Source organism: Mesorhizobium sp. M1004, assembly GCF_040318795.1.
GTDB lineage: Bacteria > Pseudomonadota > Alphaproteobacteria > Rhizobiales > Rhizobiaceae > Mesorhizobium.
In genome coordinates this window covers 142,209-161,955 of record NZ_JAMYNB010000007.1, presented here as the reverse complement: position 1 = coordinate 161,955, position 19,747 = coordinate 142,209, and the positions used below count along the sequence as shown (strand labels likewise).

Sequence of the window (19,747 nt, the reverse complement as noted above, 5' to 3'; positions counted from 1 at the left end):
GAACCGCTTCACACTTTTCCTGGAATTGCTCTACGAAAACGGCAGTGCGGCCCATTGCTCGACGAATTTCCCGCCGGAATAGACCTGGATCGAACCGAACTGCTGTAGCACGAATTCGCTCTGGGTCGGACGCAGGAAGGCGTAGTCGTCAGGCCCGACATTGACGTTGTCGGGCAGCGCCATGAATTGCTGATTGGTCGAAAAGCCGAACGTCTTGTCGGTCTTCATCCCCACGGGATGGACGGGCTTCGCCATCCATTTTCCGCCATAGAGAAAACAGCCGCGCCGCGGCAACAGCCCGAGCTTCTGCAGCAGCCAGGAGCGCTGGTCGAGGCCCGGCACCTGGACATCGACCACCTTCAGGATCGGCGTCGCGATGAATGCGGCAGGCCGCAATTGGCTGAGGCTCGGCACATCGAAATCGGTCGGCAGCATAAAAGCCGATCCGATGGACAATTCATTGGCGCCGACCCAGCTGTCATAGAGCAATGCGGTGCTGCTGCCGCCAAGATTGAGGATCTTGCGCTGGTCGGCGGCAAGGCAAGCGACATACTGGCGAAACAGGCTGATCGCCTTGACGCGCGCCTTGGCCGGTCCTCCCAGCAGTTTGGGGATATGGCCGATATGCGCCTCGTAGGCCATGACGCCTTCGCATTTCAGCCGCGGGTAATTCGCCAACGCGGAAACTGCCCGGGCCAGTGAGTCGGGATCGCTGATACCGCCGCGATGAAGGCCGACATCGACCTCGAAGCAGACGCGCAGCTCGCGGTCGAGCTCGGCGGCAAGCGAGCCATAGGCGGCCAGCCGCTCCTCGGTATCGATCAGCCAGACGATGCGCGACGTAGCTTCGCCGAGCCCGGCGAGAACGCCCTTCGTCAGCGCGTGCCTGGCGCCGGCAACCGGCATCGGCTTGCCCAACAGGAGATCGACTTGGGGAAACACTTTCAGCATCTCGGCGCTGATCGGCAGATGAAAGGTCATCAGCCTGTCGGTCGCAAACGCCGCGCGGATATGGTCGATCAGCGGCAGGCATGGCAGCGACTTGTCGACGAGGCGCAGATCGAGGCCCGTGGCGAACTTCGCCTTGATCGCAGCGATGTTGTGATCGAGCCGGTCGAGATCGAGCACCAGGCAAGGCTGAAAGATCCCGGCTGCCCTGAGCGCGCCCGACATTTCCGCGAAATAGGTGTCGGTCAAGCTCATGCCGCGACGCCGAGCAGCCTGGCAATATAGGGCGACACGAAGCGGTTGTCCGGGTCCATCTCGCGGCGGACCGCCATCGCATCGTTCCAGCGCGGATAGAGCGCGCTCAAATCCCTTGATGTCAGGCTGTGCATCTTGCCCCAATGCGGGCGGCCGCCGCGCTTCCTGAAGATCGGCTCGGCGGCGTTGAAGAACGCCATCGGATCGCGCTCGACGCCGTGATGGATGGCGATGGAACAGGTTGGGCGCTTGTAGAAGGGGCTGAGCCAGACATTGTCGGGCGCGACGACGCGCACCTCCATCGGAAAATAGACCTCTGGAAACCGCGTCTCGAGCAGCGCAATGATTTCGCTGAGTGCGGGCGCCCCTTCCTCGAACGGCAGGTGGTATTCCATCTCGTTGAACTTGACGTTGCGCTCGGAGGTGAAGACCTTCAGCCACTCCTCGACATAATCCTCGGCCGGCACCTTGGCGAAGGCCGAGCCGATGAGACGGCGGCGCAGCCAAGGGAGCCAGCTGAGATAGTCGCGCAGTTTTCTCAGCGTCGTCACCGCATCGTCGTCTTCCGTCGGCGGACGCACCGTCGCCGGCGCCTCGGTGATGTCGCTGGCAATCAGCAGCGCCTGGCCGGAAAACGGCACATAGTAGAACTCGGCCGAACGATGCGCCGTCATGGTGCTTTCGAATTGCGCAAGCACATCGGCAATCGGCGCCGTCCAGCGGCGGTGCCGCATCCGGTAACTCGCCACGTTGCGGATCGTCACTTCGGTGACGGCGCCGAAAGCGCCGAGCGAAGCGCCCATGGCTTCGATCATGTCGGGGCTCTTGGCACGGTCGAACTCTTTCACGGCGCCACGCCCGTCGACGATCTGCATCGCCTCGAGCTGGGTATGGTAAGCGCCGAGCGTGATGCCCGAGCCGTGGGTGGCGGTGCCCAGCGCCCCGCCGAACGCCTGCTTGTCGATGTCGCCCATGTTCGGCAGCGCCTGGCCGACGCCGTGCAACAGCTTTGCCAGCGCGCCGATCTTGGTGCCGGCGCCGACCCGTGCTGTCAGCCTTTCGGGATCGTGCGACCTCAGGCCCTCGAAGCGATCAAGCGACAGGATCGTCCCGTCATTCTTAACCAGAGGCGTGAAGGAATGGCCCGTGCCAGCGAATCGAACTGGTCCCGGCGCGTTGCGAATGGCACCACTCAGCTCATCGAGACTCTGCGGTTCGGCAAAAGCCTGCGGCGTGGCCGTGACATAGCCCGACCAATTGCTCCACTGGCTGATAGCCTCTCCCAAAATTGCCTCCCTGGGACGCCGGCTTTGCCGGTCTTTCTCCTAGCGCTAGATAATATGATACATAGTCAGCTTTTCCGGATATGATACATTGTCAGCTTTCTGTCAAGCTGGCAATCGGAGGTGTCTTGCGTCCGCGCCGGCCGCATGGATCTACAGCGACGCACGCTGAGCCGGCGTCGGCATTGAACGCAGTTCGTTGCCCCTTCAAGCCAGCCCAAACGTTTCCACGGCCCGCATGATGCCGCGCAATTCGGCCAGGCCCTTCAGGCGGCCGATCAGCGAGTAGCCGGGATTGATCCTTGTCTTGCCGATATCGTCGGCGAGCAGGTGGCCATGGTCCGGCCGCATCGGGATTTGCCAGTCGGCGCGGCCTTCTCTGTGGCGGCGTTTCTCTTCCTGCATCAGCACCAGAATGACGTGCGCCATGTCGGTGCCGCCCTCGAGATGCTCGGCCTCGTAGAACGAGCCGTCATCCTCGATGGTGATGTTGCGCAGATGGGCGAAGTGGATGCGGTCGGCGAATTCCTTGACCATGGCGACGATGTCGTTGTCGGCGCGCGTGCCGTAGGACCCGGTGCAGAACGTCAGCCCATTGGCCTGGCTGTCGACGGCATTGAGAATGAAACGCGCATCCTCGGCGGTCGAAACGACGCGCGGCAGGCCGTAGAGCGAAAACGGCGGATCGTCGGGGTGGATACACATGCGCACCCCCTCCTCTTCCGCCACCGGAATAATCTCGCGCAGGAACCACGCGAGGTTGTCGCGCAACTCCTTCGGCCCGATCCCGTCATAGTCCGCAAGCGCCTCGCGAAAACTGTCGCGGTCATACTTGCGCTCTGTAGCCGGCAGGCCGGCGATCAGATTGCGCTCGATCTGGTCGATCTTCTCGGGCGGCAATTCCTTCAGCCGCGCTTCCGCCTGCGCAATACGCGCCGGCGTGTAGCTGTCAGCTCCGTTCTTGCGCTTCAGCACGAACAGATCGTAGGCGGCGAAATCAACGGCATCAAAACGCAGGGCGTAGCCTGTCGTCGGCAGACGGTAGGCTAGATCGGTGCGGGTCCAGTCCACCACCGGCATGAAATTGTAGCAGATCGTGGCGATGCCGGCCTTGGCCAGCGCGCGGATCGAATCGCGGTAATAGCCGGCATAGCGCTCGCGTTCCTGCGCGCCGATCTTGAAGGAATTGTGGACCGGAATGCTCTCGACGACCGACCAGGTCAGTCCTGCTTCCTGGATAATGCGCTTGCGCTCCAGCACTTCGGCCTCAGGCCACGCCCGGCCGTCATAGATATGGTGGAGCGCCGAGACCACGCCGGTGGCGCCCGCCTGCTTGACATGATCGAGCGTCACCGGATCATCGGGCCCATACCAGCGCCAGCATTGTTCCATTTTCGGCTTTCCTTCTGCGAGAGGTTGGCAACTTATTGTTGGACCTCGATGGGAGTCGATAGAAAATGGAAGAGTTTTTAGAAATGATGGATTTCGACGGCAAGGTCGCCCTGGTGACGGGGACGACCGGCATTGGCCTGGCAACCGCCAGACGCCTTGCGGCCGGTGGCGCCGCAATCATCGCCTGCGGCATCGACCGCAGCGCCAATGCGGCGATGAAAGCGCAACTGGAAAGCGCTGGAGCTGCGGTGCTGGTCATCGAAACCGATGTGTCCATCTCCGACCAGGTGCGCGACGCGGTGGCGGCTGGCGTCGCAAGGTTCGGCGGCCTTGATGTCATCGTCAATTCAGCCGCCGTCCATCCCTATGGCACGGCGACGACGACCGACTGGGAAACCTGGAACCGAACGATGACGGTCAATGTCGGCTCGATCTACCTGACCGCGCATTTCGGCATCCCCGAAATGATCAAGCGCGGAGGCGGCGCCATCGTCAATGTCGCCTCGGTGCAGGGCTTTGCCTGCCAGCAGAACGTTGCCGCCTATGCCACGACCAAAGGGGCCATCCACACGCTGACGCGCTCGCTGGCGCTCGACTATGCGGCATCAGGCGTTCGGGTGAATTCGGTCAGCCCGGGCTCGATCCGCACGCCAATCCTGGAGAAGGCCGCGCGTGGCGGCAATGGCAGCGATGCCGATGTCGAAGAGGCTTACAAGCGCTTCGGCGCGGCGCATCCGCTCGGCCGTATCGGCGAACCGGAGGAAGTGGCGGAACTCATCGCCTTCCTGTGCTCGTCGAAGGCCGGTTTCTGCACCGGCGCGGACTACAGGATCGATGGCGGCCTGACGGCAGGTATCGGCGTGAAGTAGCGCTATGATGGCGTTCTGCGCGCTTGCAGGCAATCGGTGTCCGACCGCGCTACAGCTTCCACATCCGCTTGGCATTGCCCGACAGCAGTTTCGTCCTCTCCTCAGGGCTGGCGCCCGCGATCAGCGCGTGTGTCGCCGCCACCCAGGTGGCAAGGCCACCGCCAAGCGTGCACACCGGCCAGTCGCTGCCCCACACGACGCGGTCCCAGCCGAAAATGCCGATCGTGTGCTCGACATAGGGGCGCAAGGTATCGACGGTCCATGAGCCGGCATCGGCATAGGCGACGACGCCGGAGATCTTGCCGATGACATTGGGACGCCGCGCGATCTCGGTCATATGCTCGCGCCACGGATGTTCCGCACTGGCCTTGATGTCGGGCACGCCGCAATGGTCGAGCACGAACTGCACATCCGGCGCCAGATCGGCGAGCGCAACCGCCCTTGGAATCTGATGCGGCAGGACGACGAGGTCGAAGGTCAGGCCGGTGCCGGCAAGGCGCTTGATGTTTTCGCGAAACAGCGCGCTGTCCGAAAGCTCGTCCGGCATGACGTGCAGCACGCGACGGAACCCCTTGACGAAGGGATCGGCTTGCTGGCGCCCGAGATAGGCGGCGAAACCGGCCTCCTCCGGGCGGCAGGAGGCGATCGCCCCGCGCAACAGACTGCCCTTCTCCAGCGACTGCGCCTTCACATGGCTGGTCTCGGCCTGGATGTCGGCTTCATCGACGTCGACCTCCATATGCAGCGCGGCCTCGATGCCGGCCCGGCGGGCCTGGATCGCATATTCTGCGTGCGGGAAATCGCGGTTGAGCGCCGGCTCGCGGCTGAGCCAGGGATAGCGCAGCGCCGACAGGTCGATCAGGTGCAGATGAGTGTCGATGATCATGGCTGTCCTCCTCGGTGATTTCAGATCATCGCCAAATGCCTAAACCCAGCGCATGGCACAAGCTTTGGCTCAGCCCCGCTTCGGGATCTCTTTGTCCTCGAGCAGCAGCGTCAGCCCCATGGCGACGAAATAGAGCGCCGCCACCCAGATGAACATCACGTTGAAGCCACTGGAGTAATGGTCGAGCACCACTTCGCGGATCGCGCCCGGCAGGCTCGATGCGAGGTGCGGCGTCAACCCGTTCAGGCCCTGCGGCAGCAATACGGCGGCCTCAGTGGGAAGCTCTGACGTCTGCCGGTTCAGCGCCCAGATCATCACCGCGCCGTTCAGCGCCAGTCCGAGCGATGCTCCGAGCGTCCGCGCCTGGGTGATCAGCGACGTCACCGCGCCGATATCCTGCAGCGGTGCTGCCGCCTGGATCGCCACGATCAGCACCTGGAACTGCAGGCCCATGCTGATGCCGAACACTGCCATCATCGTCGCCAGCACCCAGATCGGCGTGTGCTGGTTGGTGAGGACGAAGCCCAGCATCAGAAACCCGCCAATAGCCATGGCGACCACCGGCATCCATTTGTAGCGTCCGGTTGCCGCGATCACCCGCCCGGCCACAATCGAGATGACCATGGACGTGAGCGACGCCGGCAGGAACAGGAAGCCGACTTCGGCCGGGCTGAGGCCCGTCAGCGTCTGCATGTAGAGGGCGAAATAGAAGAACATACCCAGCGTCACCGTTCCGGCGACCAGCGACACGCCCGAGACGATGCTGACCGTCGAATTGCCGAACAGCCGCAGAGGTACGATCGGCTCTTCGGCCCGCCGCTCGACCATGACGAACAAGGTGATGGCGGCCACTGCCAGCAGCGGCAGCGCGAAGGTGATGAGGTCCGGTCCGTTGGGGTCGAGCACGTGATAGCCCCAATAAACGATCGCCGTCGTGCCGATGGCGAGCAGCGCGCCGCCGAGATAGTCGATGCGGTGCCGCTTCTCGTTGAACCGGCTGCGCATGGCGAAGGCCAGCACCGCCAGCACGATGATGCCTATCGGCAGATTGACCAGGAACACCCAGCGCCAGCCGAACAGGCTGGTGATGTAGCCGCCGGCCAGCGGGCCGAGCACCGACGACAGCGCGAACACCGCCGAACTGTAGCCCTGATATTTGGCGCGGTCGCGCGGCGAAAACAGTTCGCCGATCATGGCGAAGGCCGAAACCATCAACCCACCCCCGCCGATACCCTGCAGCACGCGCGCGGCGATCAGGCTCTCCATCGACCATGCCATGCCGCAGACCAGCGAGCCCAGCAGGAACAGGCCGATCGCCGTCAGCACGACATTCTTGCGGCCATACATGTCGCCAAGCTTGCCGTAGAATGGCGATACCGCGGCGATCTGCATGTCGATGGTGGCCATGAACATGGCGACCAACGCGCCGAAATAGACGATCAAGGTCGTAAGGTCGGGCCTGGCTTGGGCCTCCACGGGCGGCGCATCCGGCAGCGTCTGCTCGACAGTCATCGGTGTCTCCGTAGCTTGGGGCGCGATTTATGTCCCCACAACCAAGAGGTGTCAATCAGATATGTGCGCGTAGCATATAATTGACATCAGCATATATTCTTGCTAACGCGCTATGGGATGAGCAGCAACGCATCCGGCAGTCCGGACCGATTTCCAGCCCTGTTCCAGACGCGCGGCGACCGGGATCTCGCCGATCTGGCGCGCGGCAGCGGCCTGTCCGAACCGGCGGCCGAGGCCGTGGCCGCCATCGATGCGGTAATGAGCAAGGTGCGCCGCTCGATCCAGCGCCGCGACTTCGGCCGCATGATCCTGGCGCGCGTAGACCCTTCGCTGGAAGTGAGCCATCTCGATGCGATCAGCGCCATCGCGAACAATCCGTTTTTCAGCGCTACCCAGCAGGATGAGGTGACGGTTGGCGTCATCGCCGAGCGCCTCGAGATCGATCCGTCGCGCGCCAGCCGCATCGCGGCCGACCTCGTCGAACGCGGCTATGCCTGCCGTGTCGCATCGCAACGCGATGCCCGCCGCATCTGCCTCAAACTCACCGCCAAGGGTGAGCGCCTCGTGGCGGCGGTGCGCCAGACCAAATGGCGGATTTTCGCCGGATCGCTGGCACAGTGGGATGAGCAGGACCTAGTAAGGTTCGCCACCTTGCTGGAACGCTTCGCCGGTTGGGCCATGGACGAAGCCGGGATGAAAAGATCCGCCAAGGCCGTCAAGCAGTTGATGGACGAGATGCTGCCCGAAACGAAATAGGCGGCACGGCGTGGACGCTCACCCATGTGTGCGAGCCGTTCGATAGCCCTTGACGCTCAGGTCGCCTCGGATCGTTATCGGCCGAAGAAACCGGCGTCCTCTTCCGCCAGGTATTTCTTAGCCGCTTTGGCATCGATGTCGAGGCCGAGTCCCGGAGCTTCGAGCAGGTCGACCATACTATCCCTGACGATCTGCCCCTTGGGCAGGCCGATGACGATGTCCTCCCACCACGGGTCGGAGGCGCTGGGATATTCGAAGGCGATGTAGTTGGCCGGCAGCGTGGCGCAGACATTGATCAGCGCGCCGAGGCCGAGCAGACCGTTCGCCGTGCCGTGCGGCGCCATCATGATCGAGTGCATATAGGCGTGCTCGGCCACCCATTTGAGCTCGGCGATGCCGCCGATATCGGCGGGGTCCGGACCGATGACACGGACCGCCTGGGTCTCGATCAGTTCCTTGAAGTTATGCCGCAGGTAGATCTGCTCGCCGGTGTGGATGGGGGTGGACGTCGATGTCGTGAGTTCGCGATAGGCTTGCGGGTTGACCCATGGCACGTAGTCGCCGGTCAGCATGTCCTCCAGCCACATCAGATTGTATTTTTCGACGGCCCGCGCGAAGCGGATGGCGTCGGGCAGGAACCAGCCGGGGCCGCAATCCAGCGCCAGCGAAACCTTGTCGCCGAGCACCTCCTTCATGGCGATGACGCATTCGATCATATGCGCCATGCCGCGCTCGCTGATCTGCCCCTGGTCCATCGCGCCGTGATAGGTCGGCGGCTGGCGCACGCCATAGTGGAAGTCGGGAACGCTGGTCTTCATGTTGGAGTGGAAGCTGATGCCTTGCTTGACCATGAAGAAACCTTCCGGCCGCTCCATCATCCATTTGACGTCGGCCGCGTAATCCTCGGGCTTGTCGCCGGAGCGCTTCTTGCGGATGGAACCGTTATAGACCCGCACCTTGTCGCGCACCTTGCCGCCGAGCAGCTTGTAGACCGGAACGCCTGCCGCCTTGCCGGCGATGTCCCAGAGAGCATGCTCGATAGCGCTGACGGCGGCGCCGTAGGGCTTGAACGAGCCGCGCTGGCGGATTTTCAACATCACGCGTTCGACATCGGTCGGGTCCTCGCCGATCAGCGCGTCGCGGAAATGCAGCACCCAGGGTTTCAGATAAGGCTTGGTGTACTCAACCTCGCCGAGGCCATGGAGGCCCTCGTCGGTGACGATGCGGACGATGGGGTGTTTGCCGATGACGGCGCACCTGAGATCGGTGATCTTCATGATGTCCTCTATTTCACCGACGAGAAGGCGGTTGGCGCGAGAAACTGGCTGGAAATATTGGCCAGGATCGGGCCATCGCGCTCGGACTCGTCGCGGGCCTCGAGCCATGCCGGATCGGTGGTGAAGGCCTTCCATTTCACTTCGCGCTCGGCAAGGGATTCCCAGGCGATGAAATAGGTCAGTCGATTGCTGTTTTCGCCGACCACCGTGGTGAAGAACCCGGCCTGGCGAATGCCATGTCTATCCCACAGCGCCAAGGTATGGTCGTTGAAACGCTTGAGCAGCGCCGGCAGCTGGCCCGGCACGCAGTCGTAAATGCGAAGTTCGTAGATCATGGTCCATCCTTCTGTTTACCTCTCCCTCCGAGGAGAGAAGTGTAGAGTCAGCTCCAGGTGCGGTCCCAGGAGTATTCGTCGTCCCAGTGATCGGTCGGTTGCCAGATGCCGGTGACGCCGGGCTGCAGGTGCTGGCTGATCACTTCGTCGACGATGTCGTCGATGCCCAGACCAGGCTTGTCGGGCACGGTGATGAAGCCGTCCTTGACCAGCGGCTTGGGCAGGCCGGTGACGATATCGTCCCACCAGTCGACTTCGACGCTGTGATATTCGAGCGCCATGAAGTTTTCCGTGGCTACAGCGACATGCGCGGCGGCCATTGCCGCGATCGGGCTTTCCGCCATGTGAATGGCCATGGCGACGCCATGCTCCTGCGCTGCGTCGCCGATCTTCTTGGTCTCGAGAATGCCGCCGGTGGTCAGCAGATCCGGATGGATGACCGAGATGCCGGCGTTGAGCAGCGGCTGGAATGCTTCCTTGAGGTAGATGTCTTCACCGGTGCAGATCGGCACGGAGGTCGCCTGCTGCAACTGCCGATACTGCTCAGTGTACTGCCAGGGGATCACGTCCTCGAGCCAGGCCGGTGCATACTTCTCGATCCGCCGGGCCAGACGGATGCCGTCCTGCAGCGAGATGTGGCCGACATGGTCGATGGCGAGCGGGACCTCGTAGCCGATCACCTCGCGGACCTCGTGGATATATTGGTCGAGCAGGTCGAGGCCCTTTTCGGTGAAATGGAGGCTGGTGAAGGGATGCGGCACGTTCTGCGCGTCATAGGCGGCATTACGCGCCCGGCGCTCGTCCAGCGTGCGTGCCGGACCGCGCGCGGCATGGCTGCGGAAACCGTCGAGCACGCCGGCCGGCGCCACCACTGCGCCCGATATGTGCGAAATCTGCGCCAGACCGAGATCCATCTTGAGGAAGGTGAAACCGAGATCCATCCGCGCCTTGAGCCGCTTTCCGGTCTCGATGCCGCTGGGCTTGTCCGCGTCGGTGTCGCAATAGACACGCACCTTGTCGCGAAACCGTCCTCCCAGCATCTGGTAGATCGGCACGCCATACGCCTTGCCGGCGAGGTCCCAAAGCGCGATCTCGATTGCCGAGACACCGCCACCTTGCCGCCCATGGCCGCCAAATTGTTTGATGCGGCGGAACAGCCGGTCGACGTCGCAAGGGTTCTCGCCCAGCAACCGGCTCTTCAGCATCAGCGCATAGGTCGCGCTGGCGCCGTCGCGCACTTCGCCCAGGCCGACAATGCCCTGGTTGGTGTAGATCTTGACAAGCGCCGAGGTGAACGGCGCGCCGACGATCTCGGCAACGCGCAGGTCGGTGATGCGCAGGTCGCTCGGCCTGGAGTTCGTATTTACCCGATTGAGCGCCTCGCCGGCGCTACCCGTCTTTGCCATGGCTTATCCTCGTTCTGATTGGTGGCGCCCCGCACCCCCGGCCTGCATAAGCGTTGCTAGCCAAGCTCTATCTCGTGGGCCTGCAGGTAGTCTCGGTTCATCTCGACACCGAGACCCGGCTTCGACGCCAGCTTGAGGCTGCCGTTCGAGACATCGAGTGGCTCGTCGATGAGGTGATTATATTTGTCCAGGTTCCACTCCGACGTTTCGAGCTTGTAGAAGTTGGGAACCGTCATCATCACCTGCGCTCCCGCAACCACATTGATCGGTCCCGCGGCGTCATGGGGCGAGACCGGGATGTAGTAGGCTTCGCACAGGGCGGAAATCTTCTTCAGTTCGGTAATGCCGCCGGTCCAGGTAACGTCCGGCATGATGTAGTCCGCAAGCCTGTTCTCGAGCACCGGCACGAAATCCCATTTGGTGTGGCCGCGCTCACCCCACGAGATGGCGGCACTGACCTTCTCACGCACTTGCTTGAGAGCATTGAGGCTTTCTGGCGGGCATGGCTCCTCGAACCAGTCGATCTGGCCGGCTTCCTCGAGGCTTCGGCAGAGGCGAATGGCGGTGGGGACGTCGAAGCGGCCATGCGCGTCGATGAGAATGTCGACATCGGGCCCCGCCGTTTCACGGATCAAAGCCGTTAGTTCGGCAGCCTCGCGCTCGTCCTTGCGGGTCATGCTGCCATCGAGGTAGCCGTCCCGCTGTTCGCGCGCCAAGCCATCGGCTGTGCGACCCTGATGGGGGAAAGGATCGAACTTCAGCCCGGTGTGTCCGGATTCGACGATGTCTCGAATTTCGCGAACCACAGCCTCCTTGCTGGTAAACTTGGCCTGGTTGGGGTGGGTATAGAGCGCGATTTCGTCGCGCACCGGTCCGCCCAGCAGCTCGTAGATCGGCTTGCCGAGAACTTTGCCGCGAATGTCCCAGAGCGCTATGTCGATAGCGCTCACGCATTCGACCGCGGCGCCGCGGCTGCCCATATAGGTGAAGCTGCGGAAAATCTTGTGCCAGAGATGCTCGATACGCGCCGGATCCTCGCCTGTCACGGCGACACCGATCTGCCGCAAGATCGTGCACAGGGCACGGTTGGCGAGCCTTGTGGTGGTGGTGATTTCCCCCCAGCCGCTCACCCCTTCGTCGGTCGTCACCTCGACGAACAGGAACTCTCCCCAATAGGAAGCATCGGACTTGATCAGCCACGGCCGAACGCTCGTGATTTTCATCTCTCAACTACCTCTGTCTGATGGCCGGACCAATGATTTTCTGGGCTGGAAATTCTATCCGGCCCGAGCGGCGTTGCGCGCACGCATCTGTTCGAGAACGTGCCGGCCGGAACCCTCGACATGGCGGGCAATGAGTTCGGCCGCCTCGTCGGCATTTCCGGCTTTGATATGCGCGATGAGCTCGCGGTGTTCACGCATGATGGCGGCCCGCCGCGCGAGCGTGAAATTGAAACGCCGGCTCACGGCTCGCAGCACTTCGCGATGCTTCCACCAAAGCTCGGCGGCATGGCGGTTGTAGTGGCGCTGGTACATTACGGTGTGGAAGGCGGTATCCAGTTCACTGTGCCGCAATGTGTCGGTGAAGTTGTTCTCTTCGATCAGAGCCTGGATGCGTTCGAGTTCGGCGATGTCCTCGCCGGTCGCCATGTTCACGAACCATCGCGTCAGGGCCGGCTCGATCAGGACTCCGATCTCGTAGATATCCCGGACAAAATCCTGGTCTATGGGCCGGACGCGCGCGCCACGGTTGGCGACAAAGGTGACGAAGCCCTCCCCTCGCAACAGCTGCAGCGCCTCGCGTACGGGGTTGGTCGAGGTGCCGTGACGCCGGGCGAGATCGGTGACCACAAGCCGTTCGTTGGCGGCGAGCCGTCCCTCGATGATGTCTTCCCGGATCAGCTCATAAAGCGAGGCGCCCTCGCTGGACGCCCCGATGGGATCAATCCCCACGGGTGGCTCTGCTTTGAAATCACTTGTTTCGGCCAAAGCCGCCCCCCCGATTAGTACATCACATGCTCGATATCATACACGGGTTTTGCAAACAATGTACGATCGGGTGCGTTGACAGGCAATCCACGATCTGAAAACGTACCAGATGATCGAAGGGATACATTGAGCTGAGGACGCATCCCGCACGGTCGAACGAGCCCCTTGGCGCACGGCGGCATGGGAGAATCTGGGAGGATACTATGACGAGGATTACACTCGGCGGTGCCGTCCTGCGCGGCACTGTAGCCACTGCTTTGATGGCGTCGCTGATGTCGGGATCGGCATTGGGTTCGCCGCCGGTCGATTTGAGTAAGTGGTCGCCGGAATATGTGCGCTCCATCGCCGGAACACAGGATTTCGACACGGCCGCCGATTGCGGTAAGGTCACTCCGCTCGACTACAAGGGGCGACTGACGTTCTGGTATCAGGGTGTGTTCGAGGGCGACCCCGATCTCCTGCGCCAGTACTACAAGGATTTCTTCGAGACCTTCCGCAAGACCTATCCGAACATCCAGCTCGAGGATCAGGCCCTCACCTACAACGACCTTCTCGACAAGTTCCGCACGGCGCTGCTCGGCAATGCCGCGCCGATGGCGGTCCGCCTGCAAATCCTGGGCGGAACCGAGTTCGCCTCGAAGGGTTATCTGCAGCCGCTCAAGCCGGAAGATGTGGGCTATCCCACGGAGGATTTCTGGCCCGGCGCCATGAAGGCGGTAACCTGGGATGGCGTGACCTACGGCATTCCCACCAACAATGAGACGATGGCGTTCATCTGGAACGCCGACATCTTCAAACGCGCTGGCCTCGATCCGGACAAGGCTCCGGCTACCTGGGACGACGTCGTCAAATATTCCAAGCAGATCCATGACAAGCTCGGCATAGCCGGCTACGGCCTCGTGGCGCGCAAGAACGCCGGCAACACGCCGTACCGCTTCATGCCGCAACTATGGGCCTATGGCGGCGGTGTCTTCGACGAAGCCTCCGCGAACCCGACCTATAAGGAGGTCGAGCTCAATAGCCCGCAGAGCAAGGCGGCGTTGCAAGCCTCCTACGACATGTATGTTCGCGACAAGTCGGTTCCGGTCTCGGCCCTCACCAACCAGCAGGCCGATAACCAGCCCCTGTTCGTCGCCGGCCAACTCGGCATGATGGTCTCGCACCCGTCCGACTATAACGTCATGCTCGACCTGCAGAAGAAGGCAACGGGCGCCGACAAGGACAAGGCGCAGACCGTCATCGACAACATGCGCTATGGCCTGATTCCGACCGGCCCCGACGGCAAGCGCGCCGTCGTGTTTGGCGGCTCGAACATTCACATCCTGAAGCCCGAATATGTCGAGGGCGGCAAGGTGGACGAGCCGGCTGCAAAGGCCATCATCTGCATGTGGACGAGCCCTGAATGGTCGCTGAAGATGGCGTATGCCGGCTCGAACCCGGGCAACCTCAACGGCTTTAAGACCAAATGGATGAAGGAACGTCTGGACAACATCAAGTTCCTCGATGTCACGACCTCGATGTTGCCATACGGCATTCCGTTCCCGGCGCTGCCGCAATCCCCCGAGATCATGAATATCATAGTCCCGGACATGCTGCAGAACGCCCTGACCGGAGCGATGACCGTCGACCAGGCAGCGGACGACGCGGCCGAGAAGGTGAAGAACCTGATGGACGGACTCTAGTCCGGGCCTGACCTGCGATCCGACCGGCTGTGCCGACAGTGCGTGCAGCCGGTTTGGTCCGAAGAACAAGGGCACGCCATCGTGACGATCGTGACCGGCAAGGCCGAGGCTCGCCAAAGATTGCAACCCGGTAGCTCCGGGGTGCTGCGGAATATCTGGGAGCACCGCGCCGACTACGCATACGTGCTTCCAGCGATCGCCGTGATGCTCATCGTCATCGCCTATCCGATCTACTACACGGTCGAGCTGTCGTTCTTTAAGACACCGCCTGGCCTGCAGCTCCGCGACAAGACCTTCATCGGATTGGACAACTACACGGCCATCCTCACCAGTCAGGTGTTCTGGAAAGTCACCTTGAACACCCTGATCTGGACGATCGCATCTACCTTCGTTGCCTTTGCCTTGGGATTTGCCGCCGCGCTGGCCCTCCACCGCGAGTTTATCGGCCGGGGTGTCCTGCGCGCTATCCTGATCATTCCTTGGGTCATCAGCGCGGTTGCCGCCTCCTATATCTGGAAGTGGATTTACCATTCGGACTTCGGCATCATCGGCGCGGTGCTGGTCGGCCTCGGATTGGCTGACCGGCCGCCGAACTTCATCGACAACGTCAGCACGGTGCTGCCCTCCTTGATCGTCGTCAACATCTGGCGCGAGTTTCCGTTTGCCATGATCATGATGATGGCCGGTTTGCAGACGGTCCCCGACCAGTTGCTGCGCGCCGCGGAAGTCGACGGGGCCAATGCATGGCAGCGTTTCTGGCACGTCACCTTCCCGCATCTGCGCAACGTCTCGACGGTGACGATCCTGCTGCTCGCAGTGGCCAATTTCAATTCCTTCATCATCCCGTGGATCATGACCGGTGGCGGGCCGTCGAACGCTTCGCACATCTGGATCACCCACATTTATGAGCTCGCCTTCGGCCGGCAGCGATGGGGCGTCGCATCGGCCTATTCGGTACTCCTGTTCCTCATGCTGATGGTGCTGGGCTACTTCTACGTCCGTGCGCTGGCCGGCAACGAGCGCAAAGAGGGGAGCGCATGAGCACGATCGTCGAGACAGTCCCTCGACGTCCGGCCCGGCGCCGCATGCGCATCGACGGATGGCGTTGGGCCGGGCGCATCTTCCTCGTGTTCATGCTGCTTTACACCGCGTTGCCGATGATCTGGATGCTGATCACCTCGATCAAGTCCGGCTTCGCGGCGATGCAGTTCCCGCCGCAATGGTGGCCGGAAGAGCCTACCCTGGCCAGCTACCAGAAGCTGCTCGATCCGCAAAACAGCGTCGGCCAGGACTTCCTGCGTTTTTTCTGGAACAGCCTCTACGTGTCCACGGTCACCACAATCCTTTCGGTGATCGTGGCCGTTCCTGCGGCCTACGCCTTTTCGCGCTTTCATTTCCCCGGTCGAAACTTCCTGTTCTTCACCGTGCTTTTGCGCAACATGTTCCCGGCGGTGATCTTTCTCGTGCCGCTCTTCATCCTGATGCGCGCGATCGGGCTGGTGAACACGCATGGCTCGCTCATTCTCACCTATCTCACCTTCGGCCTGCCGCTGGCGATCTGGCTGCTCAAGGGCTTTTACGACAACATTCCGGTGCAGCTCGAGCAGGCGGCGCGGATCGATGGGGCGACCCGGTTCCAGGCCTTCATCCTGATCGTGATGCCTCTCTCGACGCCCGGAATCATCGCCACCGCGATCTATTCCTTCATTGGCGCCTGGAACGAGTACATCTATGCCTACACCTTCCTTTCCAAGAACGAGCAGTTGACCCTGCCGGTCGGCATACAGCGTTTCTTCTCGGAGAATACGACGGACTTTCCGGGCCTGATGGCGGCCAGCTTCATGATGAGCGTGCCCGTCGTGGTGCTGTTCCTCCTCCTGCAACGATACTTCGTACGCGCCCTTACAGAAGGCGCGGTCAAACACTAGAGCCGGATGATTTCAGGTCTGTTCGACCTGAAATCTGAATGCGCCTCTAAATCAAAGAGATAGAGCATGATGTCGTCCGAAAACCGCTTCACACTTTTCGGCATCATGCCGTAGGGAGTTGCCGATGGCCCACGTGGTCCTGAGAGATCTCGTCAAGACCTATGGCGGCTTCAAAGCTGTCAACGACGTTTCGCTGACGGTCAATGACGGCGAGTTCGTTGCGCTCGTCGGCCCTTCGGGCTGCGGCAAGACAACCACGCTCAATCTTGTCGCGGGATTGATCCCGGTCACATCGGGCGACATCGTCATCGGCGACCGCGTGGTGAACGACCTCGACCCCAAGGACCGGGACATCGCGATGGTGTTCCAGAACTACGCGCTCTACCCGCAGAAATCGGTCTACAAGAACCTGGCGTTCCCGCTGCAGATGCGCAAGCTGCCCAGGGACGAGATCGACAGGAAGGTCAAGGAAGCGGCGCGCGTGCTCGACATGACGCACCTGCTCGAGCGCAAGCCGCGCGAACTTTCAGGCGGGCAGCAGCAACGTGTCGCCTTGGGGCGCGCCCTCGTCCGCGACCCTGCCGTTTTCCTCATGGACGAGCCGCTCTCCAACCTCGACGCCAAACTGCGCGTCCAGATGCGCTCGGAGATCAAGCGCTTCCACCAGGATCTCAAGGCGACCATCATCTATGTCACGCACGACCAGCTCGAAGCCGTGACCATGGCCGACAAGATGGCGGTGATGAACGGCGGCTACCTGTTGCAATACGATTCTCCGGCGCAGGTCTTTGCCCATCCGGTGAACATGTTCGTCGCCAGCTTCATCGGCAGCCCGGCGATGAGCCTTGTTCCACTGGAGGCATCGACAGCAAACGGCAACACTGCGTTGACCGGCGCGGAGGGCTGGAGCCTTGAGCTCTCGCCGCTCAACGCCCGGAAGGTTGCGGGGGCAACGTCGAGGAAAGTCGTGCTCGGCGCACGTCACTCGACCATCAGGCTCCACAAGAGCGCGGTGCCAGGCAGCGTCCCGGCCAGGGCCTATACAGTGGAGCCGACCGGAGACGTCACCTTCGTGCAGGCGTTGCTGTCAGGCGCCATCGTCAACATCAGCGTGTCCCCCAACATCGCCGTCGCACCTGACGAGCAGATCTGGCTCGAGTTCGACCAGGAGCGGCTGCATCTGTTCGATGGCGAAACTGAACTGGCCCTCAAGGCCGGCTGAGACAAGACGGGGGTTCATTGGGAACGTTGGGGATGACTGAAAAGCTTAAGATCACCGCGATCAAACCCTATCCTGTATGGGTTGGAACGCGTAATCAGATGCTCGTCAAGATCGAGACCGACCAGGGCGTCTTCGGCTGGGGCGAGAGCGGCTTGAGCGGGCGCGAAAAGGCCGTTGCCGGCGCGGTCGAGCATTTTCGCGAGTTTCTCATCGGCCGTGACCCGATGCAGATCGGGCGAATCTGGCAGGAGGCCTATCGCAGCCAGTACTTCGAAGGCGGGCGCGTTCTGCAGGCGGCTATCTCCGCCATCGACATCGCCCTTCACGACATCAAGGGCAAGGCGCTGGGGGTGCCGGTCTACGAACTGCTGGGCGGCAAGCAGCGCGACCGCATCCCCACCTTCGCCTCGACCGGAGACGAGGCCGAGGGCGACCTCGCCATCGAACGAGCCCGGGAGCTGCGCGCACGGGGGTGGCAGGCGATCCGCTTCTTCCCCGCAGGGCAAAGCAGCAGGGACATCTTCGAACCCCGCGAGTCGATCGGCGCTACCGCGAGCATGCTGAACAAGGCGCGCGAGGCGCTTGGCGACGACGTCGTTCTCGGCATCGACTATCATCATCGGCTGTCGGTGGCAGAGGCGGCGAGCTTCTGCAACAAGCTCGGCCGCGGCGTGCTTGATTTTCTCGAGGAGCCGATCCGCGACGAGACACCTGAAGCCTACGAATCCCTGCGCAGGATGACCGACATTCCCTTTGCCATCGGCGAGGAATTTGCCAGCAAGTGGCAGTTCCTGCCCTACATCGAGCGCGGCATCCATCAGTTCAACCGTCTCGATGTCTGCAATGTCGGCGGGCTCACCGAGGCGATGAAGGTCGCTGGCTGGAGCGAGGCGCACTATGTCGACCTGATGCCGCACAATCCGCTTGGTCCGGTGTGCACGGCCGCGACCCTACATCTCGCCGCCGCGGTACCCAACTTCGCGTGGCTCGAGACCAGGGAACCCGAGACGAAGCTGGGCTTCGACAATTCCGACTTCTTCCCCGTGCAGCCACGGCTCGACGGTCCCGACTATCCGGTCAGCGACCTGCCGGGCCTCGGCGTCGAGGTCAACGAAGCGGCGGTCCAGGCGGAGGCTTTTCGTTTCTGGGAAGCGCCTCACCTCAGGCGCCGGGACGGGTCTGTTACGAACTGGTAGTTCCATCTCAACCGGAGTCCACGATGACGCATATCCCTGACATCACGCGACCGCCCAAAGACCTCATTGACGCCCTGAGGGAAATCGGCGCCGCGACGGTCGCCGGCACGCTTGGCCATATGGGTTTCCGCAATCCTCACATGGTCGGTCCGGTGGCGCAGAACCATGGGAAGTCGATCGTCGGGCCGGCGCTGACGCTGCAGTTCCTGCCGCAGCGGCCGGACCTCTTCAGCGAGGGAGAATACGCCGACCCGGAAACGCAACTGCACCGGCACGTGCTCTATCACGCGCAGGAAGGCGATGTGGTCGTCGTCGACGCGCGCGGTGACATGAGCTCGGGCGTCTTCGGCGATATGATGTCGACCTATTTCAAGGGCAGAGGCGGCGCGGGCATCGTCATCGACGGCTGCATGCGCGACCGGCCCAATGTCGAGAAGCTCGATCTGCCCCTATGGCTGCGCGGCTGGACGCCCAACTACCATGTGCAAACCAGCATCTATCCGAACGCCGTCAACGTTCCGATCGCCTGCGGCGGTGTCACGGTGATCCCGGGCGACATTATCATCGCAGACGACGATGGGGTGGTAGTGCTTCCCGTCGCAATGGCCGCAAAGGTGATCGAAGAATCCCGGAAGCATCACGATTGGGAAGAGTTCTCGCGAGAGAAGCTGATGCAGGGAGCGCCGCTGCAGCGCTACTATCCGCTGCATGACGACGCCCGCGGCGAATATGAGGAGTGGCGCAAAGCCAATCCAGTGAAGGGCTGAGGCCCGGCAGCAACGGCATTCGGCATGCAGCTGTCCAAGAGGTGA

18 protein-coding genes are annotated in these 19,747 nt (G+C 62.2%); 8 read left to right on the top strand and 10 right to left on the bottom strand.

Annotated features, from left to right (window positions below):
* Nucleotides 1-30: 30 nt before the first annotated feature.
* The 3 genes from NKH54_RS16695 to uxuA all read right to left on the bottom strand — a co-directional run bounded on the left by NKH54_RS16695 (nucleotide 31) and on the right by uxuA (nucleotide 3,878).
* Nucleotides 31-1,203: an alanine racemase gene (locus NKH54_RS16695; protein ID WP_023702123.1), complete on the bottom strand. Its 1,173-nt coding sequence runs from the start codon at nucleotides 1,201-1,203 to the stop codon at nucleotides 31-33.
* Complete coding sequence (locus NKH54_RS16690; RefSeq protein ID WP_353028581.1) at nucleotides 1,200-2,489, bottom strand: D-arabinono-1,4-lactone oxidase; 1,290 nt, start codon at nucleotides 2,487-2,489, stop codon at nucleotides 1,200-1,202. Before NKH54_RS16690 ends, NKH54_RS16695 begins: the two co-directional genes overlap by 4 nt.
* Before the next feature lie 204 nt (nucleotides 2,490-2,693).
* The gene (gene uxuA / locus NKH54_RS16685) at nucleotides 2,694-3,878 is read right to left on the bottom strand and encodes a mannonate dehydratase (RefSeq protein WP_353028580.1); all 1,185 of its coding nucleotides are present in this window, start codon (nucleotides 3,876-3,878) and stop codon (nucleotides 2,694-2,696) included.
* Nucleotides 3,879-3,961: 83 nt separating this feature from the next.
* On the opposite strand from uxuA, the gene NKH54_RS16680 reads away from it, so the two are divergent.
* Nucleotides 3,962-4,747 carry an SDR family NAD(P)-dependent oxidoreductase gene (locus NKH54_RS16680; protein WP_023729471.1) on the top strand — a complete coding sequence of 262 codons (786 nt, stop codon included), beginning with the start codon at nucleotides 3,962-3,964 and terminating at the stop codon, nucleotides 4,745-4,747.
* A 49-nt stretch (nucleotides 4,748-4,796) separates the two neighbouring features.
* Here the strand turns inward: NKH54_RS16680 and NKH54_RS16675 are convergent, their stop codons facing one another.
* Together NKH54_RS16675 and NKH54_RS16670 are read right to left on the bottom strand one after the other, a co-directional pair.
* Nucleotides 4,797-5,633 (bottom strand): amidohydrolase family protein, encoded by an 837-nt coding sequence (locus tag NKH54_RS16675; RefSeq protein WP_353028579.1) that lies wholly within the window; start codon nucleotides 5,631-5,633, stop codon nucleotides 4,797-4,799.
* Between the two features lie 69 nt (nucleotides 5,634-5,702).
* Nucleotides 5,703-7,145: an MFS transporter gene (locus NKH54_RS16670; RefSeq protein ID WP_353028578.1), complete on the bottom strand. Its 1,443-nt coding sequence runs from the start codon at nucleotides 7,143-7,145 to the stop codon at nucleotides 5,703-5,705.
* Between the two features lie 117 nt (nucleotides 7,146-7,262).
* Here NKH54_RS16670 and NKH54_RS16665 point away from each other — a divergent pair, with 117 nt between their 5' ends.
* Nucleotides 7,263-7,901 carry a MarR family winged helix-turn-helix transcriptional regulator gene (locus NKH54_RS16665; RefSeq protein ID WP_023681198.1) on the top strand — a complete coding sequence of 213 codons (639 nt, stop codon included), beginning with the start codon at nucleotides 7,263-7,265 and terminating at the stop codon, nucleotides 7,899-7,901.
* 74 nt (nucleotides 7,902-7,975) lie between these two features.
* Here NKH54_RS16665 and NKH54_RS16660 read toward each other — a convergent pair whose 3' ends face one another.
* The 5 genes from NKH54_RS16660 to NKH54_RS16640 are packed head-to-tail and all read right to left on the bottom strand — an operon-like array spanning nucleotide 7,976 to nucleotide 12,907.
* The gene (locus NKH54_RS16660) at nucleotides 7,976-9,178 is read right to left on the bottom strand and encodes a mandelate racemase/muconate lactonizing enzyme family protein (RefSeq protein ID WP_353028577.1); all 1,203 of its coding nucleotides are present in this window, start codon (nucleotides 9,176-9,178) and stop codon (nucleotides 7,976-7,978) included.
* 8 nt (nucleotides 9,179-9,186) lie between these two features.
* Nucleotides 9,187-9,513, bottom strand: a complete 327-nt coding sequence (locus NKH54_RS16655) for an NIPSNAP family protein (protein ID WP_353028576.1) — start codon at nucleotides 9,511-9,513, stop codon at nucleotides 9,187-9,189.
* 47 nt (nucleotides 9,514-9,560) lie between these two features.
* Nucleotides 9,561-10,919 (bottom strand): mandelate racemase/muconate lactonizing enzyme family protein, encoded by a 1,359-nt coding sequence (locus NKH54_RS16650; RefSeq protein ID WP_353028575.1) that lies wholly within the window; start codon nucleotides 10,917-10,919, stop codon nucleotides 9,561-9,563.
* Between the two features lie 56 nt (nucleotides 10,920-10,975).
* Entirely contained in the window at nucleotides 10,976-12,142 is a 1,167-nt protein-coding gene (locus NKH54_RS16645; protein ID WP_023729476.1) for a mandelate racemase/muconate lactonizing enzyme family protein, read from the bottom strand.
* Nucleotides 12,143-12,196: 54 nt separating this feature from the next.
* On the bottom strand, nucleotides 12,197-12,907 hold the full coding sequence (locus NKH54_RS16640; RefSeq protein ID WP_023681193.1) for a GntR family transcriptional regulator: 711 nt from the start codon (nucleotides 12,905-12,907) through the stop codon (nucleotides 12,197-12,199).
* 203 nt (nucleotides 12,908-13,110) lie between these two features.
* Between NKH54_RS16640 and NKH54_RS16635 the strand changes: the two genes are divergently transcribed.
* From NKH54_RS16635 to NKH54_RS16610, 6 genes are all read left to right on the top strand, one after another.
* The gene (locus NKH54_RS16635) at nucleotides 13,111-14,589 is read left to right on the top strand and encodes an ABC transporter substrate-binding protein (RefSeq protein WP_023668101.1); all 1,479 of its coding nucleotides are present in this window, start codon (nucleotides 13,111-13,113) and stop codon (nucleotides 14,587-14,589) included.
* An 81-nt stretch (nucleotides 14,590-14,670) separates the two neighbouring features.
* The gene (locus NKH54_RS16630; protein WP_023702110.1) at nucleotides 14,671-15,630 is read left to right on the top strand and encodes a carbohydrate ABC transporter permease; all 960 of its coding nucleotides are present in this window, start codon (nucleotides 14,671-14,673) and stop codon (nucleotides 15,628-15,630) included.
* Nucleotides 15,627-16,517: a carbohydrate ABC transporter permease gene (locus tag NKH54_RS16625; protein WP_353028574.1), complete on the top strand. Its 891-nt coding sequence runs from the start codon at nucleotides 15,627-15,629 to the stop codon at nucleotides 16,515-16,517. Before NKH54_RS16630 ends, NKH54_RS16625 begins: the two co-directional genes overlap by 4 nt.
* Before the next feature lie 124 nt (nucleotides 16,518-16,641).
* The gene (locus tag NKH54_RS16620; RefSeq protein WP_027048644.1) at nucleotides 16,642-17,739 is read left to right on the top strand and encodes an ABC transporter ATP-binding protein; all 1,098 of its coding nucleotides are present in this window, start codon (nucleotides 16,642-16,644) and stop codon (nucleotides 17,737-17,739) included.
* A gap of 32 nt (nucleotides 17,740-17,771) precedes the next feature.
* Nucleotides 17,772-18,935: a mandelate racemase/muconate lactonizing enzyme family protein gene (locus NKH54_RS16615; protein WP_023754437.1), complete on the top strand. Its 1,164-nt coding sequence runs from the start codon at nucleotides 17,772-17,774 to the stop codon at nucleotides 18,933-18,935.
* Between the two features lie 23 nt (nucleotides 18,936-18,958).
* A complete protein-coding gene (locus NKH54_RS16610) occupies nucleotides 18,959-19,702 on the top strand; it encodes a ribonuclease activity regulator RraA (RefSeq protein WP_027048645.1) in 744 nt (247 codons plus the stop codon).
* Nucleotides 19,703-19,747: the final 45 nt, after the last annotated feature.